The 22,415-nt window shown below is 34.4% G+C and carries 21 protein-coding genes and 1 other RNA gene; 18 read left to right on the top strand and 4 right to left on the bottom strand.

Annotation, left to right across the window (positions count from 1 at the left end; genetic code table 11):
- Position 1: 1 nt before the first annotated feature.
- The gene (recU, locus tag CP367_RS02315) at positions 2-631 is read right to left on the bottom strand and encodes a Holliday junction resolvase RecU (protein ID WP_005723080.1); all 630 of its coding nucleotides are present in this window, start codon (positions 629-631) and stop codon (positions 2-4) included.
- A gap of 70 nt (positions 632-701) precedes the next feature.
- Here recU and CP367_RS02310 point away from each other — a divergent pair, with 70 nt between their 5' ends.
- The 6 genes from CP367_RS02310 (at position 702) to CP367_RS02285 (ending at position 5,083) form a co-directional block, all read left to right on the top strand.
- Positions 702-1,271, top strand: coding sequence for a DUF1273 domain-containing protein (locus CP367_RS02310; RefSeq protein ID WP_005719679.1), 570 nt, complete (start codon positions 702-704; stop codon positions 1,269-1,271).
- Between the two features lie 93 nt (positions 1,272-1,364).
- Positions 1,365-1,775, top strand: a complete 411-nt coding sequence (locus tag CP367_RS02305; RefSeq protein WP_005723079.1) for a DivIVA domain-containing protein — start codon at positions 1,365-1,367, stop codon at positions 1,773-1,775.
- 26 nt (positions 1,776-1,801) lie between these two features.
- Positions 1,802-2,169, top strand: an RNA gene (gene rnpB, locus CP367_RS02300) — RNase P RNA component class B.
- Positions 2,170-2,235: 66 nt separating this feature from the next.
- A complete protein-coding gene (locus tag CP367_RS02295; RefSeq protein ID WP_089145801.1) occupies positions 2,236-3,360 on the top strand; it encodes a class I SAM-dependent RNA methyltransferase in 1,125 nt (374 codons plus the stop codon).
- Positions 3,361-3,363: 3 nt separating this feature from the next.
- Positions 3,364-4,596 carry a metallophosphoesterase gene (locus tag CP367_RS02290; protein ID WP_005722382.1) on the top strand — a complete coding sequence of 411 codons (1,233 nt, stop codon included), beginning with the start codon at positions 3,364-3,366 and terminating at the stop codon, positions 4,594-4,596.
- Between the two features lie 49 nt (positions 4,597-4,645).
- Entirely contained in the window at positions 4,646-5,083 is a 438-nt protein-coding gene (locus CP367_RS02285) for a hypothetical protein (RefSeq protein WP_005726999.1), read from the top strand.
- A 141-nt stretch (positions 5,084-5,224) separates the two neighbouring features.
- On the opposite strand, the gene CP367_RS02280 is transcribed toward CP367_RS02285, so the two are convergent.
- Positions 5,225-5,848 (bottom strand): non-canonical purine NTP pyrophosphatase, encoded by a 624-nt coding sequence (locus CP367_RS02280; RefSeq protein ID WP_005722384.1) that lies wholly within the window; start codon positions 5,846-5,848, stop codon positions 5,225-5,227.
- A gap of 783 nt (positions 5,849-6,631) precedes the next feature.
- Between CP367_RS02280 and CP367_RS02270 the strand changes: the two genes are divergently transcribed.
- The 7 genes from CP367_RS02270 (at position 6,632) to CP367_RS02240 (ending at position 13,581) form a co-directional block, all read left to right on the top strand.
- Entirely contained in the window at positions 6,632-6,988 is a 357-nt protein-coding gene (locus CP367_RS02270; protein ID WP_005719668.1) for a hypothetical protein, read from the top strand.
- A gap of 97 nt (positions 6,989-7,085) precedes the next feature.
- Positions 7,086-7,694, top strand: a complete 609-nt coding sequence (locus CP367_RS02265) for a hypothetical protein (RefSeq protein WP_089145762.1) — start codon at positions 7,086-7,088, stop codon at positions 7,692-7,694.
- Positions 7,695-7,719: 25 nt separating this feature from the next.
- A complete protein-coding gene (locus tag CP367_RS02260; RefSeq protein WP_061204726.1) occupies positions 7,720-8,376 on the top strand; it encodes a hypothetical protein in 657 nt (218 codons plus the stop codon).
- Between the two features lie 46 nt (positions 8,377-8,422).
- Complete coding sequence (locus CP367_RS02255; protein ID WP_065990339.1) at positions 8,423-9,178, top strand: hypothetical protein; 756 nt, start codon at positions 8,423-8,425, stop codon at positions 9,176-9,178.
- An 11-nt stretch (positions 9,179-9,189) separates the two neighbouring features.
- Positions 9,190-9,741, top strand: a complete 552-nt coding sequence (locus CP367_RS02250) for a cysteine hydrolase family protein (protein ID WP_065990337.1) — start codon at positions 9,190-9,192, stop codon at positions 9,739-9,741.
- Between the two features lie 161 nt (positions 9,742-9,902).
- Positions 9,903-10,139, top strand: coding sequence for a replication initiator protein A (locus CP367_RS02245; RefSeq protein WP_041810979.1), 237 nt, complete (start codon positions 9,903-9,905; stop codon positions 10,137-10,139).
- 61 nt (positions 10,140-10,200) lie between these two features.
- On the top strand, positions 10,201-13,581 hold the full coding sequence (locus tag CP367_RS02240) for a DEAD/DEAH box helicase (protein WP_233186469.1): 3,381 nt from the start codon (positions 10,201-10,203) through the stop codon (positions 13,579-13,581).
- A gap of 117 nt (positions 13,582-13,698) precedes the next feature.
- On the opposite strand, the gene plsY is transcribed toward CP367_RS02240, so the two are convergent.
- Positions 13,699-14,334 carry a glycerol-3-phosphate 1-O-acyltransferase PlsY gene (plsY, locus tag CP367_RS02235; protein WP_005719656.1) on the bottom strand — a complete coding sequence of 212 codons (636 nt, stop codon included), beginning with the start codon at positions 14,332-14,334 and terminating at the stop codon, positions 13,699-13,701.
- A 98-nt stretch (positions 14,335-14,432) separates the two neighbouring features.
- On the opposite strand from plsY, the gene parE reads away from it, so the two are divergent.
- The 5 genes from parE to CP367_RS02210 all read left to right on the top strand — a co-directional run bounded on the left by parE (position 14,433) and on the right by CP367_RS02210 (position 21,626).
- On the top strand, positions 14,433-16,379 hold the full coding sequence (gene parE, locus CP367_RS02230; RefSeq protein WP_089145760.1) for a DNA topoisomerase IV subunit B: 1,947 nt from the start codon (positions 14,433-14,435) through the stop codon (positions 16,377-16,379).
- Positions 16,380-16,397: 18 nt separating this feature from the next.
- Positions 16,398-18,854, top strand: coding sequence for a DNA topoisomerase IV subunit A (gene parC, locus CP367_RS02225; protein WP_060462510.1), 2,457 nt, complete (start codon positions 16,398-16,400; stop codon positions 18,852-18,854).
- 147 nt (positions 18,855-19,001) lie between these two features.
- The gene (locus tag CP367_RS02220) at positions 19,002-19,976 is read left to right on the top strand and encodes a LysR family transcriptional regulator (protein WP_061204721.1); all 975 of its coding nucleotides are present in this window, start codon (positions 19,002-19,004) and stop codon (positions 19,974-19,976) included.
- Between the two features lie 29 nt (positions 19,977-20,005).
- Complete coding sequence (locus tag CP367_RS02215; protein WP_054832972.1) at positions 20,006-20,941, top strand: manganese-dependent inorganic pyrophosphatase; 936 nt, start codon at positions 20,006-20,008, stop codon at positions 20,939-20,941.
- Positions 20,942-21,026: 85 nt separating this feature from the next.
- On the top strand, positions 21,027-21,626 hold the full coding sequence (locus CP367_RS02210; protein WP_013086386.1) for a peptidylprolyl isomerase: 600 nt from the start codon (positions 21,027-21,029) through the stop codon (positions 21,624-21,626).
- A gap of 41 nt (positions 21,627-21,667) precedes the next feature.
- On the opposite strand, the gene CP367_RS02205 is transcribed toward CP367_RS02210, so the two are convergent.
- On the bottom strand, positions 21,668-22,027 hold the full coding sequence (locus tag CP367_RS02205) for a helix-turn-helix domain-containing protein (RefSeq protein ID WP_013086385.1): 360 nt from the start codon (positions 22,025-22,027) through the stop codon (positions 21,668-21,670).
- Positions 22,028-22,415: the final 388 nt, after the last annotated feature.

Raw genomic sequence — 22,415 nt, 5'->3', positions numbered from 1 at the left:
ATTATCTTTTCCTATCTGCAATGAATTTATCTACCGCCTTAAGATAAGGCAGTGTAGGACGAAAGCCACTTTTGATTTCAAAAGAATTGTTTTCAATTTCTTTTAAAGTCATTGAGCTTTTATCTTTTTTTCGCCAAGCTCGAATTACAAAACTAGCTGGAGTAACAAAGTAGCGCTCTAAGCTAGCGAACCTAATAATTGTAAAACAAATTCCTTGTTGTTTTAAGCATTCGTCCAAGTGAAAAATTTGGTGTTCATGAAAGTTTTTTAATGGGAAGTTAGTTTTATTCCGTGTTTCTTTTGCCTCAAAATCGAGATAGTACCCTTTATAAACACCATTATAGTCAGTTGTTGAAGCTTGCCTAAAGTAAGCTTCACGAATGACCGCCTTAGAACGTTTGGGATAATCAACTTTAACAATTTGAATTGGGGTTGGCTTTTTATGAACAACTGCAATTTCTTCCATTAAATAATATTTATTAGATTCATTGATTTGTTGCTCAAGTGTCATCCCACGATCAGAAAAGTTAACACCTTTTTTATGATGATATGATCGGTGAACTGGATGTTCATCTTTTTTAGTTACAGGTTTTCTAAATGCGGCTAAACTACCGCTAGGATATTTGACCATTGTCCTCACTCCTGTTAGCATTATAGCAATAAAGACTACATTTTTGAACATAAAGGGGGGGCTTAAACAAATGCAGCGTTTATGGGTGACTGGCTATCGCAGCTATGAATTAAATGTTTTTGGCGATCGTGATCCCAAGATAACTGTCATTAAATATGCCCTAAAAAATTACCTGACAAGTCTACTGGATGATGGGCAATTGGACTGGATTATTACTGGAGCTAACCTCGGTGTCGAACAGTGGACAGCTGAGGTTGGACTTGAATTAGGAGAAAAATATCCGGTAAGAACATCAATAATGATTCCATATGAAGAATTTGCTAATCGATGGAATGATAGTAACAAAGCTAAATTCTTAAATTTGAAGGAAAAAGTGGACTTTTTTGCTTCAACTTCTAATACCCCTTATCAAAGTCCACTTCAATTACGTAATTATCAAAATTTTATGATTCAGCATACTGATCGAGCATTGATGATCTATGATTCAGAGCACCCAGGTAAACCTAAATATGATTATAATTTAATCCAAAAATACCAGGAAACTAAAGAATATCCATTAGATTTAATTGATTTTTATGATTTACAAGATGCAGCTGAAGAATACCAAGAAAATCATCAAATAAATCATTTTTCTGAATAATATGGTAAAAATTTTATTAAAGTCTGTTTCTTTATTTTCAGTCAGCGTTGTTTTTGCTAAAATAGGGTGGAATGTAAAGGAGTTGTCAGTAAGATGGCAAATTTAAATGATATAAAATTATCAGGACAAGATATATTAAAGAAACAATTCAAAAGTAAAGTAAAGGGATATGATCCCGATGAAGTTGATGCATACTTAGATGAAGTAATTTCTGATTATACTACTTTTCAACAAATTATCGAAGATTTGTATGGTCAGATCGGTACGCTCCAACGTCAATTAATGGATGAAAAGCAAAAAGCAAAGAAAACAGTTGAGGCTGAAGAAGAAAAGGTTAAGACTTATATGCCAACGCATAGAAGAAGTGCGCCTGTGAAGTTTGCAGAAGATGCAGATGATACTCAAGGTGAAATTTCGACTAATATGGCTATTATTCAACGGATTTCAACTTTGGAAAGAAAAGTTTATAATCTAGAACAACACGTTTATGGATTAAAGCATTAATTTTTGCTATAATGATTAACAGTGTGAATTTTGAGTAGGCGCGGCTAGCTTATGTTAGCTGAGGAAAGTCCACGCACACACAGACTGCGATGTTTGTAGTGATCGTATTCAGCCTAACAAGCTGGAGGGGGACGTTAGTCTTCACGGCGGAAAAAGTGCTAAATCTTCGGACATGCATTACTATCCTGAAAAGTGCCACAGTGACGAAGCAAGGTCAGAAATGACTTTGGTGGAACGAGGTAAACCCTGCGAGTGTGAAACCCAAATTTGGTGGGGGAGTTTCGGCCTAAGGAAATGAACTAAAGGTCGGATTATTGCTTTAAGCAGTAAAGATAGATGACTACTGAAGGTAATCTTTGCCAGAGATTATTGGAACAAAACGTGGCTTATAGAAATTCACACAGGCAGAGTTGGGCTTTTAGGTCCAGCTCTTTTTTATTTTGAAAATGAAAGAGTAACAATGAAAGAATACCAACTTTACGCAACTATGGGCGCTGGTTTTGAAAGTGTCGTTAATAAAGAATTACAGTCTATGGGGTATAAGACCCGTGTTGAAAATGGTCGTGTCTTTTTTAAGGGTGGTCAAGAAGATATAGTTAGAACTAATCTTTGGCTGAGAACAGCTGACCGAATTAAAATTTTGCTAAAAGAGTTTAGAGCAACAGATTTTGATACCTTATTTAATGAGATTTATGATTTTGATTGGGCCGAATTATTGCCTGTTGACGCTAAGTTTCCTGTTCAAGGTAGAGCTGTAAAATCAAAATTGCACTCTGAACCAGATGTACAGTCAATTGTAAAAAAGGCAACTGTTAATAAGATGGTTGACCAGTACCATCGTCGTGGCTTTTTGCCAGAAACTGGTAATGAATATCCCTTAGATATTCATATTTATAAAAATGTAGCTCGAATTTCGCTAGATACTACAGGCGCTAGTTTGTTTAAACGTGGCTATCGAGTAGAGCATGGTGGAGCCCCTATGAAAGAAAACTTTGCGGCCGGGCTATTAAAACTAACTCCATATAATGGTACTCACCCCTTAATTGATCCTATGACTGGTTCAGGAACTTTAGCTATTGAGGCAGCATTAATTGCTAAAAATATAGCACCAGGAACCTGGCGTAAATTTGCCTTTGATGGTTTTGACTGGTTTAACCCTAAACTACATAATGAAGTATTAGCAAAGGCTAAGAGTGAAGTTAAGCCGCTTGAAGCACCGATTTGGGCTAGTGATATTGATCAGTCTGTTCTTGAAGTAGCTAAATTAAATGCTCACAATGCAGGTGTATTGCAAGATATTCGCTTTAAACAAATCGCAGTTAAAGACTTTACTACTGATCTAGAAAATGGAATTATAATTGCGAACCCACCTTATGGTAAGCGATTGAAGGATCGTGAGTCGGCAGAAGAACAGTATCGCCAAATGGGAGAAGTACTTAGACCGCTTAGTTCGTTCAGTCAGTATTACTTAACTGCAGATCCTAACTTTGAAAAATGTTTTGGTGCAAAGGCTACTAAGAAGCGCAAACTGTTTAACGGAAATTTGCGGGTTGATTTCTATCAGTATTGGGCTAACAGAAGGTAAGAAATGATTACAAAAGAGCTTAACACAGAATTTTGGGTGATCTCGGATACGCACCTAATCGCAGATAGTTTACATGATGAAGGACAAGCCTTTTCACGCATGCAAAAAACTAGTCAAGGTAAGGATTTGTATTATCAAGAAATAGCCCTTTCTGCTTTTATGCGAATGGCACAAAGAAAAAAGCCTGCCGCAATTATTGTAACTGGTGATGTGACATTTAACGGTGAACGAGTTTCTGCTGAGAAATTTGCTCAAATTTTTAAGCCGTTGAAAGAAACTAAAGTGTTAGTTTTACCTGGAAATCACGACATTTTTGATGGTTGGGCTAGAGAATTTCGTGGTAAAAAACAGTTCTATGCTGGTGAAATTAGCCCAATGTTTTGGCGCTCGATCTTTGATAAATCATATCGTGAGGCCTTAGATGAAGACGATAATTCATTGGCTTACAGTGTCCAACTGAATCCGCAATATCTTTTAGTTTTAGCGGATTCAAATATTTATGGAAAAGAAGAGACAACAGAAGCACCGCACACTCACGGCGAAATTGGAAAAGTACAATTAAAATGGATTGAAAAACAATTTCGTTATGCGCAGGAACATCAGTTACGTCCGGTTTTATTTATGCATCATAATTTATATGCACATAATCCAGCAGTTAACAAGGGCTATGTAGTTGATGACGCTGTTGAGCTACGACGTTTGTGTGCGCGTTACAACGTGAAATTAGCTTTTTCTGGTCATATTCATGCTCAAAATATTATGGGACCACAAGACATGACGCCTACAACTGAGATCGTTACATCAAGTTTTTGTTCTAATGATCAAGGCTATGGAGTAGTGCGAGTTCATTCACGGCACATTACATATGTGCGGCGTAATTTTGATATGACAAGATATTTAACGGATGAGGAAAAGGAAAATTATACTTTAGTTCATTATCATAAGTATTTAAAAGATCTACAGCTTGGTAGTATTTCTGCGGATATGATGCAAAGTGAATTAAATCAGTATCACGAAGACATCGAGTTAGTTAGGGCGATGGGGAATTTGTTTGGCTGGATGAACTATCATTTCTTTAATGGTCATAATCATATAAAGGCTAGCGAGTTGAATAAAATCCATGCTTCTAAAGAATATCAAGTTTTGATTAAGCACCATCCTGAGTATCGGTTATATCTAAAGACGCTGTACGACACAAGTGATCACTCTAATTTACAAGTGAAGATACGATACTAAACAAATTTTAGTATAATGGATACTGATTCTAAAGAAAGCGGACATGATTATGTTAAAAGATGAAACAAAATTTGATCAATTAGGGCAAAAGCTTTTTATGAAAGGTGTTTTGCAAGACTTCGAAAAGAAAAATGGTCCAATTAAGGGCAGAATGATGGTTACAGAAGGAAAGATTCCGCCGGAAATGTTAACTAAGCTGCAATCTGAATTGATGAATAGTAGTAATTGGATTGTAGTTGAAGGTAGTTTTGATTTTTATAATTATACTGTCGGCATGATTGTAGATTTGACTACAGGTAAGCCATTAGCAAATGGATGGTTGGTACCACAATTGGGTCACCCAGGGATGCAACCTGCAGAGAAATGGCAAGAATTTTTGATTGAAAAAGTCGTTGATGCAATCGATGAAAAAGGTAAGATTAATTTGCCGCTATATGTTTGGATTTCAGATCGTAGTGATTTGACCAAGACTGATCAAGATTTATAAAAATATTTTTAATTATGTAAAGCTTAAACAAAAAGGTAGGTCAATTTTGACCTACCTTTTTTAGGATTTATTTATGAGTATTAAGAAGTTATTGAATTAAGTAAGTAGATATTATTTAACCAGTTTAATTTTCAAAGTGAGCTAGTTATTAATTGCCTGAGCAGATTTTTGAGCATCCCACCAATCGGGTAAATCACACAATAACTTATTTAATGTATTATTGCGGTGCGAAATTGAGTTTCTCTCATTGAGATTCATTTCTGCAAAGGTTTTTCCTAGTTCTGGAACTACGAATAAAGCATCGTAACCATAGTTACTGCTACCATGTGGATACTTAGCAATTAATCCACTGATTCTACCAGCACTAACAATATCATTGCTTTCTTGACCTGGCCAAGTAAAGACAAAGGTAGTGTAGTAGCTAGCTGTCCTTTTTTCACTAGAAACTCCACCTAAATAGCCTAATAATTTAGCTTTATCATCTTGACCATTATGGTGGTAAGGCAAGATTCCTAAAGAGTTAAGTAGATAATCAACACTTAGACCTGAGCTTTCTGATAATGTAGGCAAATTGGTAAATTCAGCTAAACGATGTGCTGTAGCTCTAGCATTACTTAAAAATGTTGCCTCAGAATATGACTTTTGTGGTGCATAATCTACTTCAGCTAAACCAACTACTTTGATAGGAAGACTAAGCTGGTTAAGTTTATCTTGTAATTCATTAATTTTATTTTGGTCATATGTTGTAAATAATAAACTATCCATTATTTTCCCCATGCTTTCAAAAATAGATATACCATTTATAGTGTATCCGCTTTCATATACTGCACAGTCATTGTCTTATCTTTGTGAAGTAAAGTCAAGCATAGATAATAGCTTTTATCAAAAAGTCCATATACTTCAGGTTTTTAAACTGAATAATGTTATTTTTAATGACTAAGATTGTGAAAATTATAATATGAATTCATTTCAATTTATATTACTTTTATATTTATACCAATCTTGTATAACCTTTTGATATATAATTTCTCTGAGGTTGTTTTTTTATATGAAAAAACGAAATACATTTATCACACTAAACTTGTATCAAATTACACAAGATAGAGTGATTAATCAATTAATAAAAAAATAAAATTGTATTTTAATAAAAAAGAGAAAATCTTTTTTAGATTTTCTCAATTATGATTAACTAGCTATTAAAAATTTCCATAATGCATTATTGGTGTACCAGTTTTGCGGTTGAATTGCTCCTATACAGGCTACAATAATATAAATTGCTAATGTTGAGATTATGAATACAATGCCTAAGTTGACAATGTTGAATGGAAAGGTAGTTTTATGTTGTTTCATTGCGATGTGAATGGCGAAAGCCAACAGAACCAAACCTATAATAATTCCAAATTGATAATAAATTCTCATTTTCTCTCCTAAGTTACAGTTAAAAGTATACGTTAAAATCGGATTAAAGAGTGATTTTTATTTATCTAGCCTCTTTATTTTATCAAAATCAATGTTATATTAGAGAGGTAGAAAGAAGATTATGTACATATGTCTGTAGATATTTACAATGAAAAACTTGAACCATACGACGATGGTAAGCGTCATAAATTTAGTGGTACTTTTGATAGATTAAACGATCGCTTAGCTATTTTTAAGGATTTGCGTATTGCAGGTGCTGGTGGCAATCCAATTGTTAAGCAGTTAGCACTGCATTACTTGAAAACTTTCAAAGACCTTGATTTGAAGAGGGGCGATGTAGTTGAATTTGAAGGCATGGTTGAAAAAGATTCTAACAATGGCTTCACAATTGAACGTCCAACTCAAGCAGAAAAAATCAGATCAGCAGCTGCCGATGATGCTAAAGTTGACGTGGTTGGCGATGATTGGAATTGGTTTGAAAATTAGTTAACGGAAGTGACTTACGAGATGTAAGCCGCTTTTATTTTTGAAATTTAAGTCATAGCTAGAAATGTAGTAAAATTAAGCTTGTAAGGAGAATTAGATGCACTTTGATATCTTTAATCGAAAAACTGTCTCAACTGATAAAATGTTTTTCCAGACAACATTAAATCCTAAGCAAGCAATAATCATTGGCAATGGTGCTAAATTTCGACGTTGGGTTTTCTTTTCTACTAATTTTGCTACATTTTATGTAATCATTCTGTCAGCTATTAGTATTTTATTAATTAAGTCTAATGTTTCTGTACTAATTTGCTTACTATTAGCATTAGCAAATTTAGTAATTAATCGCTCAATACCTCGTTATTGGCAAACTTTCTTTGGCCCGAATGCTGAATATGGAAAAAATCATCGTCCAGCTATTTTGCCTATTTTATATATCATAACCTTGTTCGGTTGGCTTTGGAGCGTATCACATTTCGTAGGATCTTTAACTTTTATTACTGGTACATTTGTGCTAGTAGGTCTTGCAGGTAGTTTATTATCGCTCTGGATATGGATGAATTTGAATACTGTTAGTTGTGTTCCAATCAGTGAATTACAATGGCGAAGCAATGCCAAACGCAGGGGAATGTCTGATGAAGACATTGATAAGGTTATTGCTAGTTTAAAAAAGCGTAGAGCAATATATTTTAGTAAACACGATAAATAAAATTATAGACGAAAGATAGAATTTAATGACAGATTTTACAGAATTTGAAAGTACAATTTTTTCATCAGACGATAATTTTGCCATTCGAAAAATTAAACATAATGTCATTTTGACGTATCGCACTCAAGATGGTGAAAAAGAATATGAAAGCCTAAGTAAGAATACATATCGTGTATTTTTTGAAAATAATCTTGAAGTTAGTCGACTGTATCCACCTGATGAATTCAGTCACAATTGGCTAATCCAAATTTTAATGCCGCAACTTTCAATTAATTCGCTCAAATCTATGGCGATTGCCTTAACTACATTAGAAAGAATTGCGCAAAGTCAAGAAGGCATGCAATTATCTGAATATGTTAAAAATAGTGAGTTAGTAGAAATAAAGTCCTGGTTTGATCTGCGCAATAAATTGCGAAAAATATCCAAAGCTTATAGCCTAATTAAGCAAAGTACTGATCAAACAACACAGTGGCTAGGAAGTGATGGACATCGTTATCGTGAAGTGATTTTAGCCAATAGTTTACGGCTTAATTATGGTCAAGATGAAGTTGTTCGTTTAATTCCAATTAAAAATAATTGGGTTATTCAGTTTGTTAAAACTGATTTCAGTGCAACTGATGGCGTAATTGATCAGCTTTTTGCGGCATTAACATTATTGACTCAATATGTAAAACAAATTTAAATCAGAGATGAAACATATTCTTTATGCCCTTAATGGGACTTTTTTAATGTTACTCGTTCCGGCTTTATTTGTATTAGCATTACGACAATTAAGCCATGAAGCTAACCAAAAATTGGTAAATACATTTGGTTTTAATAGTCAAATTATTGCTGGCGGATTAGGAATTATTGTTCATGAACTTAGTCATTTGATTATGGCTATAATTTTTGGTCATCATATTAATGCGGTTAGTTTATTGCGCATCCCTAGTAATACCAATGATATGTCACTTGGCTATGTTAAACATACTTGGTCTCCTACATCTACTTATCAAAAGGTGGGTAATGCTTTTATTGGCATTGCACCTGTATTAGGATGCACCTTGCTGATTTACATAATCATGCGTACATTGAATGCACCTATTTCATTGGTTCAGAATCAGCTTACTACTCAGTTATTAAGTAATGGTAATGCACCTAACTGGAATTTCTTAACTCATAGTTGGATTTATATTTTTGAATTATTTCAGCTTAATTTTGATTCAATATGGCACTCAATTGTTGCTTTATTGCTAGTAATCAGTCTATGTTTTGGTGGATTCGATTTAAGCGAGGCTGATATAAGTAGTGGCAAATATGCTTTTTTAGGATTAATTGGTATAACCTTTATCATGCTTCTCTTAGTTTCTTTTCTAGGCTTTCACGCTGCATTATTACCGTTTTTAGTTAATATTACTGTCTGGATTTATTTGGTATTCATTATATCAATAGTAATTTTAGCAATAATTAATTTAATTATGTATATTTTAAATATTATTTTATAAAGGAGAAAATAATGGCAAAAGCGTTATTAGTTATCGACTATAGTAAAGACTTTGTAGCTGATGATGGAGCTCTTACTTGTGGCAAGCCTGCTCAAGCAATTGATCAACGTATTACAGAACTGTGTAAACAGTTTCTACAAAATAAAGATTGTGTGATTTTCCCGATGGACGCGCACTTAAAAAATGATCCATATCACCCTGAAACTAAATTATATCCACCGCATAATATTATTGGAACTGCTGGCCGTGAAGTATATGGTCAAACGGGTAAATGGTATTTAGAAAACAAAGATAATGATCATGTTTTATTAATGGATAAAAATCGTTATTCAGCTTTTCAAAATACTAATTTAGATAATTATTTACGTGAACGCCATATTCATGACCTGACACTAACTGGTGTTTGTACTGATATTTGTGTATTGCACACAGCGATTGCGGCATATAATTTAGACTATGAAATTACAATTCCACGTTCTGCTGTTGCTACTTTTACATCAAATGGCGATGAATGGGCAATGGCTCACTTTAAAAATGCATTAGGTGCGAATATTGCTGATTAATTTAATGGCCTGCATAATTTACTAAAGAGGTCAAAATGTATACAAATATTCGTAAGTTTAAAAAGGGCGGAAACTACCCGGAACAGCAAAATGGGCTACCACAAGCATTTTTTCATAATCCCAAGTATAAGAAGTTAAGCCCCGATGCATGATACCTATACATGATATTTACGATGAGAATGATTGATTCACAAACCAATGGATGGGTAGATGCTGACGGTAATATGTATATTATTTATTCTAATCAAGAGCTAATGGATGACATGCATTGCAATTCTTATACGGTGAAACGACTAAAGAAAGAATTGGTTAATCATGATTTGTTACTCGAAGAAGATGCTCCTGCAGGACATGATGATAGGTTATATCCTTTAAGAATTAATGAAAACGAAAAATGATAAAAGACATTGGTAAATACGGCCAATGTCTTTTATTTAGTATTAGTAAAGAAAATAACTAATGTATCCGCATCAGGATAAGGCTCTGAATGAACACTTAAGAAATTTTGCAATTTATGATTGTATTCAATATTATTTTCACTGTAAACACGAGGTTGCGGCTTTACTTGCAGTAGAAAACGAACAAGAAAATGAACATAACGTTAAAGTCCCTTTTGCTGACTTAATTTCTGAACATCTTAAGCAAATGATCGCACATAAAAGCCCAGTACTTAACCCCTTAAATTTGATTGGCAATATGAAATTTACCAAAAAAAGTTATGATCAGGCACTGGAACTTAATGATCACTGGTCGATTAGTAGTTGTCGGCATTTTGATGATAAGATGCGTAAATATGAATATTTTTGGGAGATAGTAACAGAGGACAATGAGTTAATTACATTATCTGTGCAATTTACTCGCTGGCAAATTATATCAATTAAATTTGATAGTGATTTTTCCCGTATTGAAAAAGATAGTGTTAGAATATTAGCTCTGTTTTACTTTATTAATGAGTATCTTGATGACGATCCATTTGATTTAACTAACCAGGCCGCTGAAGATCTACTTGAATTTTATAGTGACGCTTCTACCCAAAATGATGAGCCGATTATTTTGCGGGCAAGTATTGATAAGTATAATAACATCCCTAGTTTGACGTTTAAATTAGGAAAGAACAAGCATCTTTATAAAGTTAAAGATCTTAATCAACTAGTAGATGCATCCCGACACAGCTCTTCTCTAAAGCTAGGTAAATTTTTCAACGAGCCTATAAATCAGGCTAAAATGGATATTGATAGTCAACACTGGTTATCTTTTATTGAAAAAATTATAGATGCTCGTAATCTAAACGAAGAATTTTATTATAATTACAGTAGTCAGGTTGGTCGCATTACACTAGAGAACTCTGTGGCCGATGAAGTTAATGATTTACTTTATCAAGGCGTAAAGTTGTACTCAAATGAGCAGCCTATAGGATATACAACTGATCAACTAGATTTAAACATTAAAATTGAAACTCAAAAGTCATCTGCTTTAGTTAGTGTAGAGGATCTTCCAGTTTCTACTATAATTACTGGGAGTCATGCGTATTATGGCTATTACAAAGATGTATGGATCAAATATATAGGTCTTACGCCTGCTTCTTTGCATAATTTAGGATTGCAGCCTGGTGCTGAAATGCAATTTAGTAAAAAGACCGTTGCTAAGTTTGCACATAATATTTTGCCTAAATTTGAGCAAACAAAGTTTATATTAGTGTCTGGTACTGATGAGTTGAAAGCTATTTTGCCACCAGAGGCCCATTTTTTGTTTAAATTAGATTATCGTGTAGGCAGTATTTTATGTGTGGCTCGAGTACAGTATGGGGATGCACAATACGAGTTAAATCAAGGATATACTGAAGAGGACCGACGCGATGTTGAAAAAGAGACCGCAGCATGGAAGCACATTAATACATATTTTAGGGATTATCAGCATGGGCGGTATGTTTTATCCAATGAAGACTCGGATGTCGTACAAGCTTTTCTAGATGATGGTATCAATGAGTTGAAACGATTAGGCGAAGTACAAATTACAGCTAACTTTAGATCACTTTTAAAGGGAATAAAGATTAATTTGGATGTTGGAGTAGGTATCAACCTGACTAATGAATTATTAGATATCGATCTTGCTGATCAAAAGATGAGCTGGGAAGACATTCAAGCGGCTTTGAAAGCCTACCAAGAAAAGCGAAAATATTTTGTTTTAAAAAATGGAATGCTAGCTAAGGCAGAACAACCGACAATTGAACAATTGGCACAAACTTTGCATGATTTAGGTATTAGTTTTAAGGATTTCATTCACGGTAAATTACATTTACCAGCATATCGTGCCTTTTATTTTGCTAAGCAAATGAAAGCTGCTAATGCACTGCATTTCTCAACTAATGAATCCTTTAATACTCTGATTAATGATTTAGCTAAGAATCAGTTGAAGCAAAATCAAATACCAGTTAGTTTGCAAAATATTTTGCGTCCATATCAGAAGATAGGTTTTAATTGGCTAAGCACTATCGTTAATTATAAATTTGGCGGGCTACTTGCTGATGAGATGGGATTAGGTAAAACCTTGCAGATTATTAGTCTTCTTTTAGCTCGCAAAGAAAAAATGCAAAATCAGTTACCTAGCTTAATCGTTGCGCCTGCTTCTGTTATCTATAATTGGCAGGCAGAAGTTAAAAAGTTCGCACCTAGCCTTAATGTGGCTCTATTAGATGGCACTAAAAAAGAACGAGAGAGATTGCTTTTAGATGCTAAAAAGTATGATCTGCTAATCAGTTCATATCAATCGCTTAATCGAGATCTAGAAGCGTACCAAAATCTAATTTTTGATGTAGAAGTAATTGATGAAGCACAAAATATTAAGAATCAGCAATCAGTTACCGCCAAGACAGTCAAAGTCATTAAAGCGCATCATAAACTAGCTCTAACAGGAACACCGATTGAAAATAAATTGAGCGAGTTATGGAGTATTTTTGATTACTTAATGCCAGGTTTTTTAGGTTCATATCCTGACTTTAGGAAAAAGTATGAATTACCGATTGTTAAAGAGCAAGATAAAGAAGCAGAAGATCAATTAGCTAATATGGTAATACCCTTTATCTTGCGGCGTCTAAAAAAAGATGTGCTACGTGACTTACCTGACAAAGATGAAGAAATTGTGCCTGTTAAAATGAATAAGAAACAAGCTGATTTGTATAATATGCAGACGCAAAAGATTATCGTTCAATTAAATGGACAGGGGGATGAAGACTTTAAGAGATCACGTTTTCAAATTTTGGCTCAGATTACTAAATTACGTGAAATTTGTTGTGATCCTCATTTGCTTTATGAAAACTATCACGGCAAGTCTAATAAATTAATTGCTACAATTGAGTTGATTAAGAATAATCTAGCAAATGGACATAAAATTTTATTGTTTTCACAGTTCACAGCTATGCTAGATATTTTGCATGAAAACCTTGCCAGATTAAGACTACCTTTATTTACTATTACTGGATCAACACCTAAAACTAAGCGTCAAGAACAAGTTCAAAAGTTTAATCAAATGGCTCAACCAGGGGTCTTTTTGATTTCATTAAAAGCAGGCGGAACAGGCATTAACTTGACTGGTGCTGATGTTGTAATTCATTATGATCCTTGGTGGAACTTGGCCGCAGAAAAACAGGCGACGGATCGAGCTCATAGAATTGGTCAAAAGCATTCTGTTAAGATTTATAAGATGGTTACAGAAGACAGTATTGAAGAGAGAATCATTGCTTTACAGCAAAAGAAAGCAGAATTAGCTGATATAATTTTGCAAAATGATCAGATTGCTGATGCAACAATGAGTAAAGACGATTTAATTAAGATTTTGAAATAAATAGATCATTATAATAAAATAAAAATATTTGTTTGTACTTGCGAACTTTTGTTTGCAAAAGTATAATATTTAGGTAAACAAAAACCAACAAGCTAAATGCTTGCTGGTTTTATAATTTTAGTTTGAGTTAGTATGTTTCTTTTTATACCAATACACTAGACCGAATGGAACCAGATTCTCTTGGTGATGTTCGATTCGAATAATATTGCTTCGGTGACTCCAGTAAATTAAGATTACGAGCAATCCACTGATAATGCTCAAGGCAAGATCGTGGAAAAAGAATGAAGCAATAAAGATTAGAACTACTGAGATCAAACTAGTTAATGAAACCATACTTGTAATAAATAAGATAGGGAAGAAGATTAACGCACAGATCAAGAAAAAATGGACATTATATCCTAGTAAAAATCCAGCGGAAGTTGCTACTGCCTTGCCTCCTTTGAACTTTAAAAAGACAGGAAAAGCATGGCCTAAAATTGCAGCTAAGCCAAAAATCAAGCAAAGATAATGTGGTCCTAGTTTAAAAATTATTGGTAATACTGTAGCAAAAGTTCCTTTGAGAAAATCTACTATAAAGACAATGATTCCAGCAGCTGGTCCTAATACTCTAAAGGTATTAGTCGTTCCGATATTTCCTGATCCGTATTTCCTAATATCTTTATGAAAAAAGATATTACCCACTAACACACCTGTTGGGAATGATCCAATCAAGTATGCTAAAATAAACAACGATGCAAATTTTAATGCAAACATATTTAACAACACTCCTATTAATCTATCGCTATTTTAGCAAAGATTATCTTTTAAATATATGGTGCTGGTTAAATTAATGAACAAGTGGAGGAATTTTAGTGGCAAAAGCTAATACTTATGATGATTCTTCAATTCAAATTTTACATGGCCTAGAAGCCGTTCGTAAAAGACCTGGTATGTATATTGGTTCAACTGATATTCATGGTCTTAATCAATTAGTGTATGAAATCGTCGATAACTCTGTCGACGAAGCCATGGCTGGTTTTGGTAAAGAAATTGATGTAACCATTCATTCAGATAATAGTGTTACTGTAAGAGACTTTGGGCGTGGTATGCCGACAGGAATGCACAAATCGGGTAAGCCCACAATTGAAGTTATTTTAACTGTATTACATGCTGGTGGTAAGTTTACTGAACAAAATTATAAAACTTCAGGCGGGTTGCATGGCGTAGGTTCATCCGTTGTTAATGCACTTTCAAGTTATATGAAGGTTAGAGTCGTTCGCGATGGTAAAGCTTATGAAGAAGAATTTAAAGATGGTGGGCATCCGGTAGGTACATTAAAGTGTGTAGGAAAGACAAAAGAGCCAACAGGGACTACCATTACGTTTAAGCCAGATGAGACTATCTTTTCAACCACGAAGTATAAGTATGAGACAATTCAGGAGAGAATTCGTGAATCTGCTTTTCTACTTAAAGGGGTTAAATTTGTCTTAAGAGATGAGCGTGAGCCAGAACATCATGATGTTTTTCAGTATGATGATGGAATTAAATCATTTGTTAAGTATTTAAACGAAGGTAAAGGCACAATTAGTGATGTCTTTTATTTTGAGGGCAAGCAAGATGGCATGGAAATTGAATTTTCAGGTCAATATAGTGATGGATATTCAGAAAATTTAGTTTCATTTGTTAACAATGTTAGAACTGGTGATGGTGGTACCCATGAGTCAGGTGCTCGTAGTGGATTTACACGTGCATTTAACGATTATGCTAAAAAGCAGGGTCTACTAGGTAAAAAAGATAAAAATATTGATGGTTCTGATTATCGTGAAGGGCTTAGCGCGGTTTTATCTGTTAAAATCCCTGAAGAATTACTTGAATTTGAAGGACAGACTAAGGGTAAATTAGGTACTCCACAAGCACGTTCTGCTGTAGATTCACTTGTTTATGAGAAAATGTCTTACTATTTAATGGAAAATGGTGAGCTGGCTCAGGAACTAGTTAAGAAGGCTCAAAGGGCTAGGGATGCACGTGAAGCAGCTAAAAAGGCACGTGATGAAAGCAGAAATGGTAAAAAGAGACGAAAAAAAGAAGTTTTGTCTGGTAAATTAACGCCAGCTCAATCACGAAATCCTAAAAAGAATGAATTATTCTTGGTCGAAGGTGATTCAGCTGGTGGATCTGCTAAGCAAGGTAGAGACAGAAGATTTCAAGCAATTTTGCCTCTTCGTGGTAAAGTATTAAATACTCAAAAGGCAAAATTGCAGGATATCTTTAAAAACGAAGAAATTAATACTATGATTTATACCATTGGTGCTGGTGTAGGAACCGAGTTTAATGTTGATGACTCTAATTATGATAAAGTCATTATCATGACTGACGCCGACGATGATGGTGCTCACATTCAGATCTTGCTATTAACATTCTTTTATCGTTATATGCGGCCGATGATTGAACACGGAAAAGTTTATATTGCTCTGCCACCGCTTTATCGCTTACAAAAAGGTCAAGGCAAAAAGACGCAAGTTCAATATGCATGGACTGATGAAGAACTAGCTGATGATGAAAAGAAAATGGGACGTGGCTATTCGCTGCAGCGATTCAAAGGTTTAGGTGAAATGAACGCGGAACAGCTATGGGCTACTACTATGGATCCTCAATCGAGAATGTTAATCAGAGTTAAAATTGACGATGCTGCTCTTGCTGAGAGACGAGTTACTACCTTAATGGGTGATAAAGTAGCCGCAAGAAGAAAGTGGATTGAAGAAAATGTTAAATTCAGAATGGGCGAAGACGGCTCAATTCTAGAATCCGAAGATGAATAAAAGAAGGTTTTAAATTTAATGGCCACAAAAGAACGAATTCGAGAAATGCCACTTGAACAAGTAATGGGTGAACGTTTTGGACGATATTCAAAATATATTATTCAAGAACGTGCTTTGCCTGATATTCGAGATGGCTTAAAGCCAGTTCAGCGGCGTATCCTTTATGCAATGTATCAAGATAGTAATACTTATGATAAACCATTTAAAAAGGCTGCTAAGGCTGTCGGTAATATCATGGGTAACTTTCACCCTCACGGTGACAGCTCAATCTATGGGGCTTTAGTGCACTTATCACAAGACTGGAAGATGCGCGAACCGTTAGTTGAAATGCATGGTAACAATGGTTCAATGGATGGTGATGGCCCAGCAGCTATGCGTTATACGGAATCCCGCTTAAGCAAAATCTCTAATATGCTTTTGCAAGATATTGATAAGCAAACCGTAAACATGGTGCTTAACTTTGACGATACTGAGTATGAACCTACAGTCTTACCTGCACGCTTTCCTAACTTATTAGTTAATGGATCAACTGGGATCTCATCTGGTTACGCTACAGAGATTCCACCACATAACTTAGGTGAAGTGATTGATGCAACAATTTATTTATTGAAACATCCTGATGCTTCTCTTGAAGATTTGATGAAATATGTAAAAGGCCCTGACTTTCCAACTGGTGCTATTGTTATGGGGACTAAGGGAATTAAGGAAGCATATAAGACAGGACGTGGTAGAATTCAAGTCCGTGCCAAAACCACTATTCAAGAAATTCGTGGGCATAGGCAAGAAATTGTTGCTACGGAAATTCCATTCGATGTTAACAAAGCACTATTAGTAAAAAAGATAGATGAAATCCGTCTGAATAAAGAAATTGATGGAATCGCAGAAGTTCGTGATGAAACTGACCGCCATGGTTTGTCAATTGTGATTGAATTGAAAAAAGATGCTGATGCGCAGAATATTTTAAATTATTTATTTAAAAATACTGACTTACAAGTATCTTATAACTTCAACATGGTCGCTATTGATCACATGACTCCTGTTCAAGTTGGGCTAAAACGAATTTTAGCTTCTTATTTAGAACATGAAGAAGACGTTGTAACTAAACGTACGAAATTTGACTTAGATAAGGCAGAAGCTAGATTAGAGATTATTCAGGGCTTGATTCATGCCATGGATATTTTGGATCAAGTAATTAAAACCATCCGCGCTTCTAAAAATAAAGCCGATGCTAAGAAGAATTTAATAGCTAAGTATAAATTTACTGAAAAACAAGCTGAAGCAATTGTTTCTTTACAACTTTATCGTTTAACTAATACGGATGTTAATGAATTAATTGCTGAACAAGACAAGTTAAATAAATTGGCCGAAAAATACCGTAAATTATTATCAGATCGTGCAACTTTAGAAAAAGAAATTATTAAAGAGTTAAATGCAGTCAAGAAAGAATTTGCTAATCCACGTCGAACTCAAATTTCAGAAGAAAGTGCTAAAGTTGAAATTGATGAAAAAGCCTTAGTTGCTGATGAACAGGTTAGAGTACTAATTAGTCGAGATGGCTATTTAAAGCGTTCATCTTTACGTTCATATCAGTCAACTAATGATGATGACAATGGTTTACCAGATGGTGACAAAGTAGTTTATGAAAACACACTATCTACCCTGACTAACTTGTATTTATTTACCAATAAGGGGAATGTCATTTATCGTCCAGTACATGAACTAATTGAAACCAAATGGAAAGAAACAGGACAACACCTATCACAAGAAATTGGATTAGACAGTGATGAGCAAATTATTCGCGTCTTTGTATTTGATAAATTGAATACTGATTGCAACTTTATTCTGGCTACTAATGACGGTTATATCAAACAATTGGAGTTAGCTAACTTACAGCCGACGAGAACTTATAAGTCACGTGCAATGACAGCTATCAAGTTAAAGGGCAAGGATAGTTATGTGGTTGGGGTAGATTTGATCAAATCAGATAATCATAAGGAAATCACATTATTTACTCATCGCGCCTATGCAATTAGATATGATGTTAGCGAGATACCAACTTCAGGAGCTAAAGCAGTAGGTGTTAAATCTGCTAACTTGAAAGATGACGATTATATCGTAAATTATGTCCTAGTTGATTCTAAGTATGTTGATTTAATGCATGTTGGGCTAATTACTCAACGTGGGGCATTTAAGCAATTCAAACTTAAACTAGTTAATAAAGTTTCTAGAGCCAAGCGAGGGGTACTAGTACTGCGGGAATTGAAGAATAAACCGCATAGAATTGTTGCTCTAATGCCATATGCTCAAGATCATTTGTTACATGTCACTACTTCTAGTGACCGTCATGTAAATATTAAAACTACGGATTATCCATTAGGCGATCGTTATTCTAACGGCTCATTTGTTATTGATACTACCGTTGATGGGACGCCTGTAAGTATTGAATTGGGAAGACCCATTAGTAGTCAAAATTAAGATTTGAGTTTAACTAAAACAATATATTAATTTTTAAAAACAGTGTTAAGACATATGTTTTGACACTGTTTTGTTTTGGATAGATAATAGCAGTGTTATGGGACATGGCTTATCGTAAAATAATATTTTAGGAAAGAGATAATCGTTATGTCTAAAAGTGATACTATTTTATCGGCTAAATCATTGCGTTATTTTTTACAATTGATTGAGACGATGAATTATACCCAAGCTGCACAAATTTTAGGTATTACTCAACCGGCTTTAACTCAGCAAGTAAAAAAATTGGAACGCGCTATTGGTGCTCCATTATTTGGACAAATGGGGAAGAAGTTATACCTAACCGAAGCTGGTAAAGAAATGGAAGCAGCAGCGATAGAGTTGCTAAATACCATTAATGGTGTTATTAGTGACATTCAAGAATATACCCAGTCAGATAAAGGCAATATTTCAATTGGTATTCTAGAGTCCGTACATGTTGATCTTTTCTACCAATTTTTACGTTACTTCAATAAAAAGTATCCAGAAGTAACTTTTACCGTTGATTACTTTGACCGCAAAGAGCTATGGCACAGACTTGATTCCAATATGATTGATATGGCGATTATGTATATGCCAGATACTACTAATAAAACAGGAGCTAATTTCCGTCATCAATACAATCATCGTGATATTTGCCCTGAGCATATTGTTGTACTGACTCACAAGGATAATGTGGAAGCAGGAGGGACATATTCTGTTACTCGTTTTGGCAACAGAAAGTGGGTTGCATATCCGGAGAATTACTACTTATCAAGATTAATGCGACTTAACTTTAGTAAAAAGATTGATCTCGTTACTCCGTTTAAAATTGCATCTACTAAGGAAATGATCAAAATTGCAGAAAATACTGATCTTGATACTTATGTAGATCAGACTTACTATGATGCGCATAAGGATGAGATTAATTTGACTCCTGTTTATATTAAAAATATGCCTGAGTTTACGACTGCTTGTGTTTATCGTAGAGGAAAATTAGATGTTCCTAGGATGAAGAAATTACTAACGGAATTACAGATTTTCTTAGACAATAACTTGGATAGGAACAATAATTTTAGTAAACTATTAAGTGAAGAAATTAAATAAAATAATTAGAAAAAGAGGCAATTTATTTAATGGAAAAAGAATTTGTTTTTGGACACCAAAATCCAGATACTGATGCAATTGGCACTGCTATTGCATTTTCATATTTGCAAAACAAGTTAGGTTACAACACTGAAGCCGTTGCCTTGGGTGAGCCTAATGATGAAACTGCATATGCTCTTAAAAAATTCGGCTTTAAAGCACCTCGTGTAATTAAAGAAGCTGCTCCAGAAGTTAAATCTGTTATGTTGGTTGACCACAATGAACCACAACAAAGTGTTTCAGATATTGACAAAGTTAAGGTTACTCATGTTGTGGATCACCATAGAATAATGAATTTTAATACCGCTGATCCATTATATTACCGTGCAGAACCTGTAGGCTGTACTTCAACCATTGTTTGGAGAATGTTCAATGAATTTGGCATTGAAATTCCAGAAAACTACGCTGGTTTAATGCTTTCAGCTATTATTTCAGATACTTTACTTCTTAAATCACCAACTACTACAGATAAGGATAAAAAGGCTGTAGAAGCATTGGCTAAGATTGCTGGCGTAGATTACAAGGAATACGGCTTAGCAATGCTTAAGGCTGGTACTAACATCAGTGACAAGTCAGAAGAAGAATTGATTGATTTAGATGCCAAGAGCTTTGAATTAAATGGTCACAACGTCCGTGTTGCACAAATCAATGTTGTTGACTTACCTGAAGCGTTAGAACGTAAGGAAGCCTTTTTAAAGGCAATGGATGCTTCATCTAAGGATAATGGTTATGATATGTTTATGCTTTTAATTACTAACATTCTTGACTCAGATTCAGAAGCTTTAGTTGTTGGCTCTGATGAGACTAAGTCATTATTCGAAAAAGCATTTAATAAGCAACTTAGTGATTCAGAAGTTAAATTACCTGGTGTAGTATCACGTAAGAAGCAGGTTGTTCCACCTCTTACTGATGCTTTTAATGCTTAAAAGTAATGATGTAAAAAATAGGAGGTAGGGTTAACTGCCTCTTATTTTTTACCTAAAAATTAAAACTGATTTTAGGAGAAAAATATTGAAATATCCACAATTAAATTTAGAAAATCAACAGGGACCAACAGCTGTATTGAAAACCAATCAAGGTGAAATAAAAATTCAACTTTTTCCAGAACAAGCTCCAATGACGGTTGAAAATTTTATTCGTTTAGCTCAAAAAGGCTATTATGATGGTACTATTTTTCACCGCGTAATTAGCGACTTTATGATTCAAGGTGGAGATCCTGAAGGAAATGGCACTGGTGGTGAAAGCATTTGGGGGCATCCATTTGAAGATGAACTTTCACGAGAACTTTTTAATATTCGCGGAGCATTATCGATGGCTAATTCAGGCCCTAACACTAATGGTAGTCAATTTTTTATCGTTCAAAACAAGAATATGCCTAAGCGTTACATAAAACAGATGGAACCCGCAGGCTATCCAAAGGAAATTATTCATGCTTATAAGCAAGGCGGAACTCCATGGCTTGACGGTCGTCATACGGTCTTTGGACAAGTAATTACAGGCATGGATGTAGTTGATAAAATTGCTAAGTCGAAAAAAGATAAAATGGATAAACCACTAGAAGATATAACTATTGAGTCGATCCAAGTCCAAGGATCAAAGTTTGATGACTAACAAAAACGTGCTGTTTTTTCGGAATAAACAGCACGTTTTTGTTAATTATTCATTTCTTTTAGAAGGGTGATCAAAGACTTACATACGCGTTCAGCCTTAGGTTCTGGTAATTTTCTTAATTCGTTAATAACTTTTTTCATGAAAACGGGTGTATTGTTATCATGAATTTTTTCAGGCTTGATTTTTTTAGCACGATAGGCATTGTTAATGATATCGGGTGTAGTAGTATTCAAAGCTTTGGCAATAGAATCAAGCTTCTGAATACTAATGTTTTGGTCCTTAGTCCTTTCCACACGTGAAATAAAATTTACAGAAAGATCACTTAGCTCAGCCAAATCTTCCTGTGTTAGTTTCTGTTCACGTCTTCTACGAGAAATTTCTTCTCCTAAATTAATATTCACAAGCATTCGATCCTTTCAAGTAACTTATAGTCTATTATAGCCTATATAAAATTATGTAAAAAATGAATAGACTATTTTAATATTCTCAACATACACTTATATTAAATAATAAGAAATTATATTTGTTTATAAATGTACATTTTTAGCGTAATCAGTGCTATTAGGGAGACTGTAAAATAGTTTGTGTAAGGATGAATGATTCCTTAAATTTATTTCTTTAAACATTAGAAAAAGGAGTTCCTTTCTCGTATGATTGGTTTGAACAAAAAAACACATACAGAAAGAAGAACTCCTTCATGAATGATTTTACCAAAGATTTTGCTCAAGCTCTATTCAATCCAGACAAAATAAATGATTTATTGCGCAAAGAGCTACAACAGGCTGTTAA

Origin of the sequence: Lactobacillus sp. UMNPBX16 (assembly GCF_002553775.1) — a bacterium.
Taxonomy (GTDB): Bacteria; Bacillota; Bacilli; order Lactobacillales; family Lactobacillaceae; genus Lactobacillus; species Lactobacillus crispatus.
Note: the sequence above shows the minus strand (reverse complement) of the source record. Positions and strands in the feature narration are given on the sequence as shown.